Source organism: Streptomyces lavendulae subsp. lavendulae (genome assembly GCF_002803845.1).
Classification (GTDB): Bacteria; Actinomycetota; Actinomycetes; order Streptomycetales; family Streptomycetaceae; genus Streptomyces; species Streptomyces lavendulae.
Genome location: NZ_CP024985.1, coordinates 4,557,460 through 4,573,744, shown reverse-complemented (window position 1 = coordinate 4,573,744; position 16,285 = coordinate 4,557,460). Strand labels below are relative to the sequence as shown.

General features: G+C 70.7%; 12 protein-coding genes, 1 tRNA gene and 1 pseudogene. 6 read left to right on the top strand and 8 right to left on the bottom strand.

Features of this window, described 5'->3' with window-relative positions; genetic code table 11:
* The first annotated feature begins 29 nt into the window (after positions 1 to 29).
* Complete coding sequence (locus SLAV_RS20145) at positions 30 to 1,061, top strand: helix-turn-helix domain-containing protein (protein ID WP_030228713.1); 1,032 nt, start codon at positions 30 to 32, stop codon at positions 1,059 to 1,061.
* A 111-nt stretch (positions 1,062 to 1,172) separates the two neighbouring features.
* On the opposite strand, the gene SLAV_RS20140 is transcribed toward SLAV_RS20145, so the two are convergent.
* The 4 genes from SLAV_RS20140 to dnaK are packed head-to-tail and all read right to left on the bottom strand — an operon-like array spanning position 1,173 to position 5,381.
* Positions 1,173 to 1,637, bottom strand: coding sequence for a heat shock protein transcriptional repressor HspR (locus SLAV_RS20140; RefSeq protein ID WP_030228715.1), 465 nt, complete (start codon positions 1,635 to 1,637; stop codon positions 1,173 to 1,175).
* Position 1,638: 1 nt separating this feature from the next.
* Positions 1,639 to 2,826 carry a molecular chaperone DnaJ gene (gene dnaJ, locus SLAV_RS20135; RefSeq protein ID WP_030228717.1) on the bottom strand — a complete coding sequence of 396 codons (1,188 nt, stop codon included), beginning with the start codon at positions 2,824 to 2,826 and terminating at the stop codon, positions 1,639 to 1,641.
* 39 nt (positions 2,827 to 2,865) lie between these two features.
* Positions 2,866 to 3,534, bottom strand: a complete 669-nt coding sequence (gene grpE / locus SLAV_RS20130; protein ID WP_030228720.1) for a nucleotide exchange factor GrpE — start codon at positions 3,532 to 3,534, stop codon at positions 2,866 to 2,868.
* Positions 3,534 to 5,381: a molecular chaperone DnaK gene (gene dnaK, locus SLAV_RS20125; RefSeq protein WP_030228723.1), complete on the bottom strand. Its 1,848-nt coding sequence runs from the start codon at positions 5,379 to 5,381 to the stop codon at positions 3,534 to 3,536. Before dnaK ends, grpE begins: the two co-directional genes overlap by 1 nt.
* A 345-nt stretch (positions 5,382 to 5,726) precedes the next feature.
* Here dnaK and SLAV_RS20120 point away from each other — a divergent pair, with 345 nt between their 5' ends.
* The 3 genes and pseudogenes from SLAV_RS20120 to SLAV_RS20110 all read left to right on the top strand — a co-directional run bounded on the left by SLAV_RS20120 (position 5,727) and on the right by SLAV_RS20110 (position 10,690).
* The gene (locus SLAV_RS20120) at positions 5,727 to 6,293 is read left to right on the top strand and encodes a sugar transferase (protein WP_051840644.1); all 567 of its coding nucleotides are present in this window, start codon (positions 5,727 to 5,729) and stop codon (positions 6,291 to 6,293) included.
* Positions 6,294 to 6,404: 111 nt separating this feature from the next.
* Positions 6,405 to 8,621: pseudogene (locus SLAV_RS20115) on the top strand ((Fe-S)-binding protein); the annotation flags it as partial.
* Between the two features lie 1,136 nt (positions 8,622 to 9,757).
* Positions 9,758 to 10,690 carry a Yip1 family protein gene (locus SLAV_RS20110; RefSeq protein ID WP_030228729.1) on the top strand — a complete coding sequence of 311 codons (933 nt, stop codon included), beginning with the start codon at positions 9,758 to 9,760 and terminating at the stop codon, positions 10,688 to 10,690.
* Between the two features lie 56 nt (positions 10,691 to 10,746).
* Here SLAV_RS20110 and SLAV_RS20105 read toward each other — a convergent pair whose 3' ends face one another.
* Together SLAV_RS20105 and dcd are read right to left on the bottom strand one after the other, a co-directional pair.
* Positions 10,747 to 11,244 carry a phosphoribosyltransferase gene (locus tag SLAV_RS20105; RefSeq protein ID WP_030228732.1) on the bottom strand — a complete coding sequence of 166 codons (498 nt, stop codon included), beginning with the start codon at positions 11,242 to 11,244 and terminating at the stop codon, positions 10,747 to 10,749.
* On the bottom strand, positions 11,241 to 11,828 hold the full coding sequence (gene dcd, locus SLAV_RS20100) for a dCTP deaminase (RefSeq protein WP_030228744.1): 588 nt from the start codon (positions 11,826 to 11,828) through the stop codon (positions 11,241 to 11,243). Before dcd ends, SLAV_RS20105 begins: the two co-directional genes overlap by 4 nt.
* A 468-nt stretch (positions 11,829 to 12,296) precedes the next feature.
* Between dcd and SLAV_RS20090 the strand changes: the two genes are divergently transcribed.
* A tRNA-Gly gene (locus SLAV_RS20090) sits at positions 12,297 to 12,367 on the top strand.
* Positions 12,368 to 12,461: 94 nt separating this feature from the next.
* On the opposite strand, the gene SLAV_RS20085 is transcribed toward SLAV_RS20090, so the two are convergent.
* Positions 12,462 to 13,727 (bottom strand): sensor histidine kinase, encoded by a 1,266-nt coding sequence (locus tag SLAV_RS20085; protein ID WP_037686886.1) that lies wholly within the window; start codon positions 13,725 to 13,727, stop codon positions 12,462 to 12,464.
* A complete protein-coding gene (locus tag SLAV_RS20080) occupies positions 13,724 to 14,401 on the bottom strand; it encodes a response regulator transcription factor (RefSeq protein ID WP_030228749.1) in 678 nt (225 codons plus the stop codon). Before SLAV_RS20080 ends, SLAV_RS20085 begins: the two co-directional genes overlap by 4 nt.
* A 271-nt stretch (positions 14,402 to 14,672) precedes the next feature.
* Here SLAV_RS20080 and SLAV_RS20075 point away from each other — a divergent pair, with 271 nt between their 5' ends.
* Entirely contained in the window at positions 14,673 to 16,283 is a 1,611-nt protein-coding gene (locus SLAV_RS20075) for an alpha/beta hydrolase (RefSeq protein ID WP_030228752.1), read from the top strand.
* Positions 16,284 to 16,285 lie beyond the last annotated feature (2 nt).

The window sequence follows — 16,285 nt, the reverse complement described above, 5'->3', positions numbered from 1 at the left end:
GCCACAGGGACGATGCATCATGTTCTTGCATGTTCAGGACCCTGGGGGGTGGAGATTTGCCCAATAGTGCGACAAACCCGACACATCCCCACTCCGTCACGGCCCTGTGCCCCGAGGGAACGCGGCTGTACGCGGCGGCGCTCAGCACCGGCCGGATCGCGCGGAGCGAGGTCAAACAGGCTCCCTGCCTGCTCGAATTCGCCCTCCTGCAGCCCGACCCCGATGACGCCAACCAGCTCCGTCCGGTTCCCCCATCCGTTGCACTGGCGCAACGGCTGCATCCGATTGAACGCGAGATCCAGGACCGTCGTCGCACCGCTGTAGATCTCACCGATGCTTTCGAGCCGTTCCTCGCCATCAGTGCGCAGAGCCCCGCGGACACGCACGCCATCACCGTGCTGGAAGGATTCGAACGGATCAACGCGGCGCTGGATCTGGCGACGGCCGAATGTCATACGGAGGTGCTCACGGTCCAGCCGGGCGGCGCCCGGCCCTCCCTGGCCCTCACCCAGGCCCTGGAACGGGACGCTCCGCTGATCGACCGCGGCATCAGCATAAGAACGCTGTACCAGCACACCGCGCGGCACAGCCAGGGCACGCTCGCCTACGTGGACCGGATCTCCGCGGGCAAGGTGGAGATCCGTACCCTGGAGGAGCTGATCGAACGGCTGATCATCTTCGACCGGACCGTGGCCTTCATCCCGGTCAGCGACGACCGCCGGGTGGCGCTGGAGCTGCGCCACCCCGGGCTCGTCGAATACCTGATCAAGGTCTTCGAGCAGCTGTGGCGGCGCGCCGTCCCGCTCAACGACGAGATCACCTACACGCACACCCCCGACGGGATCTCGGGCGTCCAGCGGTCCATCGCCCAGCTGCTGGTCGAGGGACACGTGGACGAGGCCATCGCGCGCCGGCTCGGAATGAACGTACGGACCTGCCGGGCGCACATCGCCCGGCTGGCCACCGCCCTGGGCAGCGGCAGCAGGGCCCAGCTCGGCTTCCTGATCGCCCAGTCGGGCATCCTGCACACCGAAGGCCCCCCGGACCTTCCGGAGGCCTGAGAGGGCCGTACAGGGCCGCCCACGGCCGCCGGTACGCGAAGGCCCCGCCCGGGAATCCCGGGCGGGGCCTTCGTGCGCGTACGGCCGTACGGCGGGCCGGCCGGGCCGCGGTCAGTCCAACGGGCGCTTGGGGCGCCAGACGACGAGGGCACTGCCCGGCTGCGGCGGCTGGTACGGGACCAGGTCGCGCCGGTACGAGGCGTGCACCTGTGCCTCGCGGGCCTGGAGGGCGGCGGCCGCCCCGTCCACGGCGGTGGACAGCTCGGCGACGCGCTGCTGGAGCGCGGCCACCTGGTTCTCCAGTTCGATGATCCGCTTGATGCCCGCCAGGTTGATGCCCTCGTCCTGGGACAGCTGCTGCACCGTGCGGAGCAGTTCGATGTCCCGGGCGGAGTAGCGCCGGCCGCGGCCGGCCGTCCGGTCCGGGGAGACCAGACCGAGCCGGTCGTACTGCCGCAGGGTCTGCGGATGCAGGCCCGAGAGCTGGGCGGCCACCGAGATCACGTAGACCGGGGTCTCATCGGTGAGCTGGTAGGCACCGTTGCCGAAACGGGGCTGTCGTCGGTGGCCGTCCATGTCATGCTCCCTTCGCGGACTCGAACAGCAGGGCGCGCGGATCCTCGGCACCCGTCGCGTCGCGGTACATCTCCAGGGCCTCGCGGGCCTTGTCGGACAGCTCCGTCGGAACCGCCACCTCCACCGTGACGAGCAGGTCGCCGCGGGTGCCGTCCTTGCGGACCGCTCCCTTGCCGCGGGCCCGCATCGTACGTCCGCCGGGGGTGCCGGGGGGGAGTTTCAGCGTGACCGCGGGCCCGTTGAGGGTGGGCACCTTGATGTCGGCGCCCAGGGCGGCCTCCGTGAAGGTCACCGGGACCGTCACCGTGAGGTTGTCGCCCTTGCGGCCGAACACCGGGTGGCCGTCCACGTGCACCACCACGTAGAGGTCGCCCGCGGGGCCGCCGCGCTCGCCCGGCGCGCCCTTGCCGCGCAGCCGGATCCGCTGGCCGTCGGAGACGCCCGCCGGGATCCGGACCTGCATGGTCCGCGAGCTGCGGGCGCGCCCGCTGCCCTTGCAGACGTCACAGGGGGTCTCCGCGATCAGACCGCGGCCCTTGCAGTCCGCGCAGGGATCGGTCAGCGAGAAGCCGCCGCCGCTGCCCCGCGACACCTGGCCCGTGCCGACGCAGGTCGGGCACACCCGGGGGGTGCCGTTCTTGTCGCCGGTGCCGGAACAGGCCTTGCAGGGGGCCTGCGAGGACATCCGCAGCGGGACGGTCGCGCCGTCCACCGCCTCGGTGAAGGAGAGCGTCACCTCGGACTCGATGTCCTGGCCGCGGCGCGGCTGGGTGCGGGTCCCCGCACCCGGGCCGGCGCCGCGGTTGAACAGGCCGCCGAAGACGTCGCCGAGGCCGCCGCCGAAGCCGCCGGCACCTCCCGCTCCGCCGCCCTGGGCGCCCCCGAAGAGGTCGCCCAGGTCGAAGTTGAAGGAGCCACCGCCGCCGCCCGGACCGGGGCGGAAGCCACCGTTGCCGAACAGCGCGCGGGCCTCGTCGTACTCCTTGCGCTTCTTGGCGTCACCGAGGATGTCGTTCGCCTCGGAGATCTCCTTGAAGCGCTCCTCGGCCGAGGCGTCGCCCTTGTTGGCGTCCGGGTGGAACTCGCGGGCGAGCTTCCGGTACGCCTTCTTGATCTCTGCCTCGGTGGCGTCCTTCGGGACACCGAGGACCTTGTAGTAGTCCTTCTCGACGAAGTCCTTCGTGCTCATCCCCGGTGGCCCTCCTCTCGGATCCCTACATGTGGTGCGTCAGCCCTTTTCGGGGGCATCCGTGTCCTTGTCGGACGGCTCTTCGCCCTCCGCCGACTCGGACTTGGCGGCGGGTGCCGCGCCCGGCTGGGGCTCGGCCACCGCGACCCGCGCGGGACGGATCGTACGCTCGCCGATCCGGTACCCCGGCTGGAGGATCGCCACGCAGGTGTCCTCCGTGACGTCCGGCGCGTACGAGTGCATCAGGGCCTCGTGGATGGTCGGGTCGAAGGGCTCGCCCTCCTTGCCGAACTGCTGCAGGCCCATCTTGGCCGCCGCGGTCTCCAGCGACTCGGCCACCGACTTGAAGCCGCCGACCAGTTCGCCGTGCTCGCGCGCCCGGCCGATGTCGTCCAGGGTCGGCAGGAGCTCCGTCAGGAGGGACGCGACCGCGATCTCCTTGACGGCGATCCGGTCCCGCTCCACACGGCGACGGTAGTTCTGGTACTCCGCCTGGAGCCGCTGGAGGTCCGCGGTGCGCTCGTTGAGCGCGGTACGGGCCTGGTCCAGCTGCGCCAGCAGAGCCACGTCTGCTGCTGCGGAGTCCCCGGCCGGGGCCGCGGCCTCCTCCTTGTCGGAGGCGGCGGCCTTCGGCTCGGCGGCGTCTTCGGACGTGCCGTCGGCGGGGACTTCGGGCTTCTCGTCGAAGCCCGGGGTCTCCTCCGACATCAGGCAGCGCCGCCCTTCGGCTTCTCGTCGTCGACGATCTCGGCGTCGACGACGTCGTCGTCGGCCTTGGCCTGGCCGGCGTCACCGGCGGGGCCGCCGGCGGCCTGCGCGGCCTGGGCGTCGGCGTAGATGGCCTGGCCCAGCTTCTGGCTGATCGCGGCGAGCTTCTCGGTCGACGTGCGGATCTCGGCCGCGTCGTCGCCCTTCAGCTTCTCCTTCAGCTCGGTGATGGCCGTCTCGACCTCGGTCTTGACGTCACCGGGGACCTTGTCCGCGTTCTCCGAGAGGAACTTCTCCGTCTGGTAGACGAGCTGCTCACCCTGGTTGCGGGACTCGGCGGCCTCCTTGCGGCGCAGGTCCTCGTCCGCGTACTGCTCCGCCTCCTGGCGCATGCGGTCGACCTCGTCCTTGCCGAGCGAAGAGCCGCCGGTGACGGTCATCTTCTGCTCCTTGCCCGTGCCGAGGTCCTTGGCCGTGACGTGCATGATGCCGTTCGCGTCGATGTCGAAGGAGACCTCGATCTGCGGGACGCCACGCGGGGCCGGCGGCAGGCCGGTCAGCTCGAACATGCCGAGCTTCTTGTTGTACGCCGCGATCTCGCGCTCGCCCTGGTAGACCTGGATCTGCACCGACGGCTGGTTGTCCTCGGCCGTCGTGAAGATCTCGGACCGCTTGGTCGGGATCGTGGTGTTGCGCTCGATGAGCTTGGTCATGATGCCGCCCTTGGTCTCGATGCCGAGGGACAGCGGGGTCACGTCGAGGAGCAGGACGTCCTTGACCTCACCCTTGAGCACACCGGCCTGGAGGGTGGCGCCGATGGCGACGACCTCGTCCGGGTTGACGCCCTTGTTGGCGTCCTGACCGCCGGTGAGCTCCTTGACGAGCTCGGCGACGGCCGGCATGCGGGTGGAGCCGCCGACCAGGACCACGTGGTCGATCTCGGACAGGTTGATGCCCGCGTCCTTGATGACGTTGTGGAACGGGGTCTTGCAGCGGTCGAGCAGGTCCGCGGTGAGCTGCTGGAACTGCGAGCGCGTGAGCTTCTCGTCCAGGTGCAGCGGGCCCTCGGCGGAGGCCGTGATGTACGGCAGGTTGATCGTGGTCTCCGTGGAGGAGGACAGCTCGATCTTCGCCTTCTCGGCGGCCTCGCGCAGACGCTGGAGCGCCATCTTGTCCTTGGACAGGTCGACGCCGTGGCCGTTGGCGAACTGCTTCACCAGGTAGTCGACGACGCGCTGGTCCCAGTCGTCACCACCGAGGTGGTTGTCACCGTTGGTGGCCTTGACCTCGACGACGCCGTCGCCGATCTCCAGCAGCGACACGTCGAAGGTGCCGCCACCGAGGTCGAAGACGAGAATGGTCTGGTCGTCCTTGTCGAGGCCGTAGGCCAGGGCGGCGGCCGTCGGCTCGTTGACGATGCGCAGGACGTTCAGGCCCGCGATCTCGCCGGCCTCCTTCGTCGCCTGGCGCTCGGAGTCGTTGAAGTACGCCGGGACGGTGATGACCGCGTCCGTGACCTTCTCGCCCAGGTACGCCTCGGCGTCGCGCTTCAGCTTCTGCAGGATGAAGGCGCTCATCTGCTGCGGGTTGAAGTCCTTGCCATCCAGGTTGATCTTCCAGTCAGTGCCCATGTGGCGCTTGACGGAGCGGATGGTCCGGTCCACGTTCGTGACCGCCTGGCGCTTGGCCACCTCGCCGACGAGGACCTCGCCGTTCTTGGCGAAGGCGACGACGGACGGCGTGGTCCTGGCGCCCTCGGCGTTGGTGATGACGGTGGGCTCGCCGCCTTCGAGAACGCTGACGACGGAGTTAGTGGTGCCCAGGTCGATGCCGACCGCACGTGCCATTTCAATTCCTCCAGCTGACTTGAGTGCAACGGACTCAAGAATGCCGTATCGCCGCGCGGGCGTCAACAGAGGTGAGTCGATGGCGCTCAACCTTTAGGTGCCGCTTACGCTCAAGAGCCGCTCCGCGGGGAGGTGGGGTGGCCCCGCCGGAGCCACCTCAGCCCGGGACAACTCCGTCCACCCCCGGGCAAGTCCGGCCCGACCCGGGTTCGAGGCGGGGTCCAGGCGGGTCCGGGCGGAGTCCGGGCGCGGTCCTGCCCGGAGCCGCACCCGAACGGGTTCGTGCCGCGCCGCGCGGCCGCGCGGCGCGCCGGGGCCGCGGCAGCCTTCCGGCACGGTGCTGGCATGCCTTCGCTGCTCACGCTCCCCGCCCGGCCGGGGCCCCGGGCCCGCCTGCGGCCGCCGCGCCGGCCGTGGCCCGCCAGGCCCCCGGCCAAGCGGGTGTTCGACCTCGTCGGCGCGGCGGTCCTGCTGGCGGTGTGCGCCGTCCCGGTAATGCTGGCCGCCGCGCTCCTCTACGCGACCCGCCGCACGGGCGTCCTCGTACGGGACCCGGCCCTCGGCCTCGGCGGGCAGCCGTTCCGCACCTGGCGGCTGCGTACCGAGGACTCGGGGCGGGCCGGAGAGCTGGTGGACCGCTGCGCCCTGGACGCGCTGCCGCAGCTGCTGAACGTGCTGCGCGGGGAGATGTCGCTGGTGGGGCCGCGGCCCGAGGCGCGCGCGAGCCGGCCGGACCGGCTCCTCGTACGGCCCGGAATGACCGGATTGTGGCAGGTCAGCGCACGCTCCGACCTCCCCTGGGAGGAGATGGCCCTGCTCGACCGGCACTATGTGGAGAGCCATTGGCTGGGGATGGATCTCGCGATCCTCGCGCAGACCCCTCGGGCGGCCTACCGACAGAGGCATGCCTGAGCGACACAGATCACCGCTCGCCCACCTACATTGCGGCGCGGGAACTGGGTAACCTCAAGCCTTGACTCAATAAGTTACCGCTTAGTAAGTCCCGCCCGAGGAGCCCTCCCCATGCAACTCGCCGCGATCATCGTGTCGCTGGTCCTGACCGTGGTCGGCGTCGCGCTGATCGCCCGAGCCGTGGCGCAGATCTACCGCTTCGTGAAGCTCGGACAGCCCGTACCGGCGGGCAGCCGGACGGACGACCCGACCGCCCGGAGCATCACCCTGGCCAAGGAGTTCGTCGGTCACACGCGCATGAACCGCTGGGGCGTCATCGGCGTCGCGCACTGGTTCGTCGCGGTCGGCTTCCTGACCCTCGGCCTGACGATCGTCACCGCCTACGGCCAGCTCTTCAAGGCCGACTGGGTGCTGCCGATCGTCGGCGGCTGGCTGCCGTACGAGATGTACACCGAGTTCATCTCGCTGGCGACGACGGTGGGCATCCTCGTCCTGATCGCGGTCCGGCTGATGAACCTGCCCTCGAAGGCCGGCCGGAAGTCGCGCTTCGCCGGCTCGAAGGCGTGGCAGGCGTACTTCGTCGAGTACGTCATCCTCACCATCGGCGTCTGCATCATGGCGCTGCGCGGCCTCGAAGGCGCGATCCACCAGGTGGAGGGCTACGACGCGGCGTACTGGGCCTCGTACCCGCTGGTCCTGGCGTTCAAGGGCCTGAGCCTGGGCACGCTCCAGAACCTCGTGTACTTCTTCGCGATGGTCAAGCTCGGCGTCACCATGACCTGGGCGATCACCATCGGCCTCAACACCAACATGGGCGTGGCCTGGCACCGCTTCCTCGCCTTCCCGAACATCTGGTTCAAGCGCAACGCCGACGGCGCCACCGCGCTCGGCGCCCTCCAGCCGATGACCAGCGGCGGCAAGGAGATCGACTTCGAGGAGCCGGGCGAGGACGACGTCTTCGGCGTCTCCCAGGTCGAGCAGTTCTCCTGGAAGGGCATCCTCGACTTCTCCACCTGCACCGAGTGCGGCCGCTGCCAGTCGCAGTGCCCGGCCTGGAACACGGGCAAGCCCCTGTCCCCGAAGCTCCTCATCATGTCCCTGCGCGACCACGCGCACGCCAAGGCCCCGTACCTGCTGGCCGGCGGCGGCAAGGACATGGAGGGCAACGAGAAGGCCACGCCCGAGCAGCTGAAGGACGTCCCGGCCGCCGCGCTGGCGGAGGCCGAGCGCCCGCTCATCGGCACCGCCGAGGAGAACGGCGTCATCGACCCGGACGTGCTGTGGTCCTGCACCACCTGCGGTGCGTGCGTGGAGCAGTGCCCCGTCGACATCGAGCACATCGACCACATCGTCGACATGCGCCGCTACCAGGTGATGATCGAGAGCGCGTTCCCGTCGGAGGCGGGCACGATGCTCAAGAACCTGGAGAAGAAGGGCAACCCCTGGGGTCTGGCCAAGAAGCAGCGCGTGGAGTGGACGAAGGAGGTCGACTTCGAGGTCCCGATCATCGGGAAGGACGCGGAGGACCTCTCCGAGTTCGACTACCTCTACTGGGTCGGCTGCGCGGGCGCGCTGGAGGACCGGGCCAAGAAGACCACGAAGGCCTTCGCGGAGCTGCTGAACATCGCGGGCGTCAAGTTCGCGATCATGGGCGGCGACGAGAAGTGCACCGGTGACTCGCCGCGCCGCCTGGGCAACGAGCCGCTGTTCCAGCAGCTGGGCCAGGAGAACGTGGCCATGCTGAACATGGCCTTCGGCGAGGACGACGAAGACCCTTCGACCCGTAAGCCGAAGTCGGCGAAGCGGATCGTCTCGACCTGCCCGCACTGCTTCAACACCATCGCGAACGAGTACCCGCAGCTGGGCGGCGAGTACGAGGTCATCCACCACACGCAGCTGCTCCAGCACCTGATCGACGAGGGCCGCCTCACGCCGGTCACGCCGGTCGACGGCCTGATCACGTACCACGACCCCTGCTACCTGGGCCGGCACAACAAGGTCTACACGCCGCCGCGCGAGATCATGTCGGCCGTGCCGGGTCTGCGCCAGCAGGAGATGCACCGCCACAAGGAGCGCGGCTTCTGCTGTGGCGCGGGTGGCGCGCGGATGTGGATGGAGGAGCGGATCGGCAAGCGCATCAACAACGAGCGCGTCGACGAGGCACTCTCCCTCAACCCGGACATCGTCTCGACGGCGTGCCCGTTCTGCCTGGTCATGCTGACCGACTCGGTGAACGGCAAGAAGAACGACGGCCAGGCGAAGGAATCCGTCCAGGTCGTCGACGTCGCCCAGCTGCTGCTGGAGTCGGTCAAGGCCCCGGAGCCGACGGAGGCCGAACTGGCCGCCGCCGCTGCCGCGGCACAGGCCGAGGAGGAGGCGGCCGCGGCCGCCGCCGCGGAGGCGGAGGCGAAGGCGAAGGCGAAGGCGAAGGCGAAGGCAGACGCGGAGGCGAAGGCCAAGGCCAAGGCCGACGCTGAAGCAGAAGCTGCGGCCAAGGCCGAGGCGGAGGCTGCCGCCAAGGCGAAGGCCGAGGCGGAAGCCGAAGCGGAGGCCGCCGCGGCGAAGCCGGCAGCCGCCGCCGACGCGAAGCCGGAGGCCGAGCCGACCGCCGCGGCCGCGGCCAAGAGCGAGCCGACCTCCGAAACGAAGGCCGACGCCGACAAGGCCGAGGCTCCGGCCGAGGCCGAGCCGGAGGCCGCCAAGACCGAGCCCGAGTCCGAGGCCAAGGCAGAGGCTCCGGCCGAGGCCGAGACCAAGCCCGAGGCCAAGGCAGAGGCTCCGGCTGAGGCCGAGACCAAGCCGGCGGCTCCGGCCGAATCCGGGTCCGAGTCCGAGTCCGAAACCGAGGCCGAGGCCGAGGCCGAGTCCGAGGCCGAGGCCCCGGCCCAGGGCGACGTGAAGGACGAGGCGGCGGGCGCCAAGTAGGCCCCGCACCGCACACGAAGACGGCCGGTCCCCCCACCCGGGGGGACCGGCCGTCTTCGTGTACGGGCTGCCCGCGGCCGCACCCCTCGATCCACGAGGTCACCGTGCCGTCCGGCCGGAGGGCCACGTGCACGCCGTTGTTCTGCCCGTACGCCGGCTTGCCGCCCTTGCCGACCAGGGTGTCCAGCCTGGTGCCGCCCGCGAGGACGTCGGCCTCGACGTGGCGGTCACCGACCCGGTAGACCTTGGCGACCGATCCGTCGGCCGGCTTCACGGTGGTGAGGAACACCCGCCCCTTGACCGGCGGAACCACCGCCGGCTGCTCGGGCGGCGCCGTCGGCGACGCCACGAGGCGGAACCCACGGGCCCAATATCTACGCATTCCTTAGGGAAAGCAATGAACTCCATCAGACCTGGATGTAGCCATGTAAACCCCCCGAACCCGGGTACCCCTAGGGGATGTCACAGGTCAGCCGCAAAGGCCGCGGGTTCTGGCGGCCCGGCCACGGCCGCCGCGCGGAGCAGGTACTTTCGATCACGTGGCTGGATTCAGGATCGGACGGGGCCGGGACAACAACCGCCCCCCGCAACAACCCCCGCACACCCCGCGGCAGCAGCCGTACGGGCAGCAGCAGGCGCCACGCGCGCCGCAGCCGCCGTACGGCCACCAGCCGTACCCGAACGCCGGGCCGCCACCGCAGCAGCACTGGCCGCAGCAGGGCGGCGGCGCGGGCCACGACGAGCCGGAGTACTTCGACCCGTACGGCCGCCAGCCGCACGCGCAGCAGCCGCCGCAGGGCCAGTACGCGCCCCCGCACGAGCCCTCGTACGCGAACGACCCGGGTCACACCCAGGCGTTCTCCGTCGGCGAGGACCCGTACGGCAACGGCGCGACCTACCAGGCGGGCGTCGCCCCGGCCGCCCCCGCCGGACCGCGGCTGCCGTGGAAGGACCTGCTGCGCGGCATCGTCCTGCGCCCCGGGCCGACCTTCTTCCAGATGCGCGACTACGCCGTCTGGGGCCCGGCTCTGACCGTCACCTTCCTCTACGGCCTGCTCGCGGTCTTCGGCTTCGACAAGGCCCGTGAGGACGCGATCAAGGCGACCCTCACCCAGGCGGTCCCGATCGCCCTCAGCACCGGCGTGGCCTTCGTCATCTGCGGACTGATCCTCGGCGGGGTCACCCACACCCTGGCCCGCCAGCTGGGCGGCGACGGCGCGTGGCAGCCGACGGTCGGCCTGTCGATGCTGGTCATGTCGCTCACGGACGCGCCGCGCCTGCTTTTCGCGATCTTCCTGGGCGGCGACAACATGCTCGTCCAGATCCTCGGCTGGGCCACCTGGGTGGCCGCCGGCGCCCTGTTCACCTCACTGATCAGCAAGTCGCACGACCTGCCGTGGCAGAAGGCGCTCGGCGCCTCCGCCATCCAGCTGGTCGCCCTCCTGTCGATCATCAAGCTCGGGACCCTCTAGCCCCGGGTACGCGAGAGGGGCCCGGCGCGCATCGCGCGCCGGGCCCCTCTCGTCGTTCACGCGTCGAGGACCTGGCCCTCGCGCTTGACCACGGGCGGCTCGACCGACCACGGGAAGTTGATCCACTCGTCGGTCTTCTTCCACACGTACTCGCACTTCACGAGGGAGTGCGACTTCTCGTAGATGACCGCGGACCGGACCTCGGCGACGTGGCCGAGGCAGAAGTCGTGGACCAGCTTGAGCGTCTTGCCGGTGTCGGCGACGTCGTCGGCGATCAGCACCTTCTTGTCGGTGAAGTCGATCGCCTCGGGCACCGGCGCCAGCATGACCGGCATTTCGAGGGTCGTGCCCACGCCGGTGTAGAACTCCACGTTCACGAGGTGGATGTTCTTGCAGTCGAGCGCGTACGCCAGACCGCCGGCCACGAACACGCCGCCGCGGGCGATGCTGAGGATGATGTCCGGCTCGTAGCCGTCGTCGGCGATGGTCTGCGCCAGCTCGCGGACGGCGTTGCCGAACCCCTCGTAGGTCAGGTTCTCCCGTACTGCGCTCATGCCTCGTGCCTCACCTGGGTGCGGTGGAAGTTCTGGAAGGAGCGCGAGGCGGTCGGGCCGCGCTGCCCCTGGTACCTGGATCCGTAGCGCTCGCTGCCGTACGGGAACTCCGCGGGCGAGCTGAGACGGAACAGGCACAGCTGCCCGATCTTCATGCCCGGCCAGAGCTTGATCGGCAGGGTGGCGAGGTTCGACAGCTCCAGGGTCACGTGACCCGAGAACCCGGGGTCGATGAACCCGGCGGTCGAATGCGTCACCAGACCCAGACGGCCCAGGCTGGACTTCCCCTCCAGGCGGGAGGCGATGTCCTCGGGCAGCGAGATGACCTCGTACGTCGAGGCGAGGACGAACTCGCCCGGGTGGAGGATGAAGGCCTCGTCCCCCTCCGGCTCGACCATGCGGGTCAGGTCGGGCTGCTCGATCGCGGGGTCGATGTGCGCGTAGCGGTGGTTCTCGAAGACCCGGAAGAACCGGTCGAGACGCACGTCGATGCTGGAGGGCTGCACCATCGACTCGTCGAACGGGTCAATGCGAACCCGTCCGCTGTCGATCTCGGCCCGGATGTCTTTGTCGGAGAGAAGCACGTCCCGAGGATACGCAGAGCGCGCGGGCCACCCCCAATCGGAGCGACGCCCGCGCGCCCGCCGTGCCGGGCCCGTCCGCTACCTCTTGACGCCGCCCACGGGCACCGCGTGCCTCAGCCGCGCGCACCGCGGACAGCGCAGCAGCCGCCCGGGACCGATCCGGCCGGCACCGAGGTGCTGCAACGGGAACGAGGCGGTACTGAAAACATGCCCTTCGGCACAACGGACGACTGTGTGCTCCATCGAGTCCCTTTCCCCAACGAGCCGTACTGCGATGAATCGCCACATTAGGGGATGATCGGGACCCGCTCCAGCCGCCGCTCCGCCCCCTCACGCTACGCCCCAACTCCCGCACACACGAACCCTGCTGCACCACTTCCGGGACCGCCGCACCACGGGGGAATTCACCGCGGGTCGATCATGGGGTACAGTGTGCAACGGTAAGGCTCCAGGCAACTGGACCACCGTGCGGATGTAGTTTAATGGTAGAACATGAGCTTCCCAAGCTTATAGCGCGGGTTCGATTCCCGTCATCCGCTCTTGAGAGAAGGCCCAGGTCAGCGACCTGGGCCTTCTTCGTGTCTCCGAACAGCTCTCGGAGCAATCGGACTTGGCGCCGCCACCCGGGACGGGCTACTTCGTCCGTGGCGCGAGGTGGAGGATGAAGCGGGCGCCTCCGCGTGGGCTGGTGGTGGTGGCGAGGGTGCCGCCGTGGGCGTGGGCGACCCAGGAGGCGATGGAGAGGCCGAGGCCGCTGGAGCCGGAGGCGGAGCCGCTGCGGAAACGCTGGAAGAGCGAGTCGGCCAGTTCCCGGGGTACGCCCGGCCCTGCGTCGTCGACGGTCAGTGTGCCGTCGGCGGTCACGGTGAGCTCGACCTCCGCGGGCCGGCCGGGGGCGTGGCCGTGGACGAGGGCGTTGCCGAGCAGGTTCGCCACCGCCCGCCGGAGGAGGTCGGGGTCCGCGACCACGACGACCGGTTCGGTGCGTACGGTCACATGGTGCCCGCCGGTCTCGGTGTCCTCGGCGACCGCCTCGACGAGCTGGTCCAGGCGCATGGGCCGGCGGTCCGGGGCGCTGACGCCTGCCGTCATCCGGGCGCGGGTCAGCAGGCCGTCGATGAGGTCGCCCATCCGGTCCGCCAGACGCACGGTCCTTTCCAGCGCGGCGTCCCGGCTGGCGTCGTCGCGCAGCGCGGTCTCCGCGAGGATGCGCAGCGAGGCGGCCGGGGTGCGCAGGTCATGGGCCGCGTCGGCGAGGAACTCCTCCTGCTGGCGCAGTGCCGTCAGCGCGGGTCGGATGGCGCGTCCGGAGAGCAGGTGCCCGGCCGCGGCGGACAGGGCCACCAGGCCGGCGCAGCCGCCGATCAGGAGCAGCGTCAGCCGACGGTGCGCGGCCTGGTCCGCGGACATGTCCGCCGCGGCGACCAGCGCCCCCTCCGGTGCCGCACCGTCGGCCGCCGCGTAGGGCTCGGCGACCAGCCGGATCTCCTGGCCCTCCTCGCCGAGGACGTCGGTGGCGATCGCCTCCCCCTCCTTCACGGCTGCGGCGGCCGCCTCCTCGATGTCCTCGTTCCGCGGCCCCACGCAGGCCCGGCGCGGCTGGTAGACGATGGTGGACTTGTCCGCCTTCGTGGCCACCACGGTGAGCAGTGGGCACTCGGTCTCGATGCCGTCCTTCAATGCCTGGACGTCGGGTCTGCCGTTCTCGCCGGTGCCCAGCAGGGGGATCGCCCGGCTGGTCTGGAGGTTGAGTGCGTCGTCGAGCTGGTTGCGCCAGGAGTGGTCGTCGGTGCGGATGGCGAACGCCGCGAGCGCGATCAGCCCGACCGCGCTGGTCAGGGTGAACAGAGCGGTGAGCCGTCGGCGCAACCTGCGGGCGCGGGCCTCGGCCGCCGTCATGCGCGGCCGGTGGTGAGTGGTGCCAGGCGGTAGCCCACTCCTCGGACGGTGTGGATCAGCGGTGGGTCGCCGAGCTTGCGGCGGAGCTGGGAGACCAGTACCTCGACGACGTTGGAGCTCGGCTCGGCCATCTCGTCCCAGCACTTCTCGATCAGCTCGGCGCGCGGTACGGCCTGGTCCGCCCGGGCGGCGAGGAGTTCCAGTACGGCGAACTCCTTGCGGGTCAGGATCAGCAGCACGCCGCCCCGGTGCACCTGCCGGCGGGCGGTGTCGATCTCCAGGTCGGCAATGCGCCGCACCGGTGGCCGGGCCGCACCCGATCGCCGGCACAGGTTGTGCACCCGGGCCACCAGCTCGGGCACGGCGAACGGCTTGACCAGGTAGTCGTCGCCGCCCACGGCGAACCCCGCGACCCGGTCGGCGACGGTGTCGCGGGCCGTGAGGAACAGCACCGGAACGGTCCGCCCGGCGCGCCGCAGCTTGTCCACGTAGTCGATGGCGTCTCCGGAGGGCAGGGTCCGGTCGAACACCACGCAGTCGTACCCGGTGACGAACAGTGCCTCGTCGGCGGCCGGGAGATCGGCGACCTCGTCGACGGCCAGCCCTTCGGAGCGCAGCGCCGCGGACACCGCGAACCGCAGATCACCGTCGTCCTCGACCACCAGTACTCGCACGGCGGTCAGGATAGCCCCGCCGGTCAGGCAGGCCCCGGGGCCTGCCTCATCAAATCCTCAGGTTCCCTCAGCGACCATCCATCCAGGTCACAGCGGAATCGAACACGCGGTGACTCAAGACACCCCCGGGCGTGGGCCCCCCACCCCACCCGGCCCCACGTCCGGGGGGCAGGCCGCAGGCGGCCGCCTCCCCGCTCCACGGCGCCGGTCGCACGCCCGTGCCCTGCGCACGCCGTGAACCGGCGCCGACCAGTCCCGACGGAGTACTCCCATGAAGCACCCGGCCCTCAAGCGCGGCGGCCTGATCCTGGCCCTGGCCGCACTCGGCGCGACGGCACTCACCGGCTGCGGCCCGGCAGGTGACGGCGCGCGCCCGCCCGGCAAAGGAGCCGTGTCCGTCGATCCCGCCGGCCGGCCCGAGCTGCAGGGCTTCTACCGGCAGAAGCTGTCCTGGAAGCGATGCGGTGAGCTGCGGTGCGCCACGCTGACCGTCCCCATGGACTACGCACACCCCGAGGACGGCCGGACCTTCACCCTGCCGCTGGCCAAGGCCGTCACGGCGGATCCCGCCCGGCGCATCGGTTCGCTGGTCTTCAACCCCGGAGGCCCGGGCGAGTCGGGGGTCGACCAGCTGAGGTCCGGCGGGCTGTCGTCCTTCAGCGAGCGGGCCCGCGCCCGCTTCGACATCGTCGGCTTCGATCCGCGCGGCGTGGCCGGCAGCAAGCCCGCCGTCGACTGCGGGTCCTCGGACCCCGCCGCCGAGGACCAGCCGGCATCCGGCGCCGGCGACACGTCGACAGGTCTGTATCCGAAGACCGACGCCGAACGTCACGCCGAACTCACCGACGCCGAACGCCAGACCGCCGCCTGCAAGGCCCGCAGCGGCGCGATCCTGCCGCATGTGGGCACCCTGGACGCCGCCCGCGACCTGGACGTGCTGCGAGCAGCCCTCGGCGACGAGAAGCTCACCTACCTCGGCTGGTCCTACGGCACCTACCTCGGCACGGTCTACGGCGAGCTGTTCCCGCGCCGGGTGCGGGCCCTCGTCCTCGACGGCGCGGTCGACCCCTCGCTCGACTGGTCCGAGACGGCCCTCCAGCAGGCCAAGGGCTTCCGGAAGGCGGTGGACGACTACGCCGGGCAATGCGCCTCCGTGGCGGGGGACACCTGTCCCGCCGGCACCCCCGACGGCATCCGCAAGGTGATCACCGACCTGTACGCGCGGGTTTCCAAGCGCCCGCTGCGCATCAAGGGCACTGACGACCGACTCGACCAGGCCATGCTGAACACCGCCGTCAGCATGTCGATGTACTCACCCGAGTCCCAGTGGCAGCCCCTGTCCGAGGCGCTCCGCGCCGCACAGCAGGGCGACGGGACCAAACTCGCCGCGCTCGCGAACCCGGGCATACCGGCTCAGGACGACAGCTCCGACGGCTCCGGATCCGGGTCCGGCGCCACCGAAGACCAGCCTCCGGGCAACTCCTCCGACGCCCTCGTCGCCGTCAACTGCCTGGACCAGCCGCACCCCAGGGACCCGCAGCCCTACTGGGACCTGCTCGACCGGGCGAACCGCGAGGCCGGCGCCTTCGGCACCTCGGGCGTCCTCGCCGAGCTCGTCTGCAAGGACTGGCCCGCCGGAGCGCAGAAGCCGCACCGCGTCCGGGCCGAGGGCCTCCCCCCGGCCCTGGTCGTCGGCACCACCGGCGACCCGGCCACGCCCTACGAGTGGTCGAAGAGCCTCGCCGCCCAGCTGCCCGGCGGCATGCTGCTCACCTTCCGGGGGCCGGGCCACACCGCCTACGGCCGCAGCGCCTGCGTCACCGACGCCGTGGATTCCTACCTCCTCGACCTCAAGCCGGTCCCGGACGGGAAGACCTGCTGAAC

Bases quoted from the DNA above. Each gene is read 5' to 3' on its own strand.
- SLAV_RS20075 (WP_030228752.1), top strand. From the start codon at position 14,673: ATGAAGCACCCGGCCCTCAAGCGCGGCGGCCTGATCCTGGCCCTGGCC.
- SLAV_RS20105 (WP_030228732.1), bottom strand. From the start codon at position 11,244: ATGAGCGCAGTACGGGAGAACCTGACCTACGAGGGGTTCGGCAACGCC.
- dnaK (WP_030228723.1), bottom strand. From the start codon at position 5,381: ATGGCACGTGCGGTCGGCATCGACCTGGGCACCACTAACTCCGTCGTC.
- SLAV_RS20120 (WP_051840644.1), top strand. From the start codon at position 5,727: ATGCCTTCGCTGCTCACGCTCCCCGCCCGGCCGGGGCCCCGGGCCCGC.
- SLAV_RS20140 (WP_030228715.1), bottom strand. From the start codon at position 1,637: ATGGACGGCCACCGACGACAGCCCCGTTTCGGCAACGGTGCCTACCAG.
- SLAV_RS20085 (WP_037686886.1), bottom strand. From the start codon at position 13,727: ATGACGGCGGCCGAGGCCCGCGCCCGCAGGTTGCGCCGACGGCTCACC.
- SLAV_RS20145 (WP_030228713.1), top strand. From the start codon at position 30: ATGTTCAGGACCCTGGGGGGTGGAGATTTGCCCAATAGTGCGACAAAC.
- grpE (WP_030228720.1), bottom strand. From the start codon at position 3,534: ATGTCGGAGGAGACCCCGGGCTTCGACGAGAAGCCCGAAGTCCCCGCC.
- dnaJ (WP_030228717.1), bottom strand. From the start codon at position 2,826: ATGAGCACGAAGGACTTCGTCGAGAAGGACTACTACAAGGTCCTCGGT.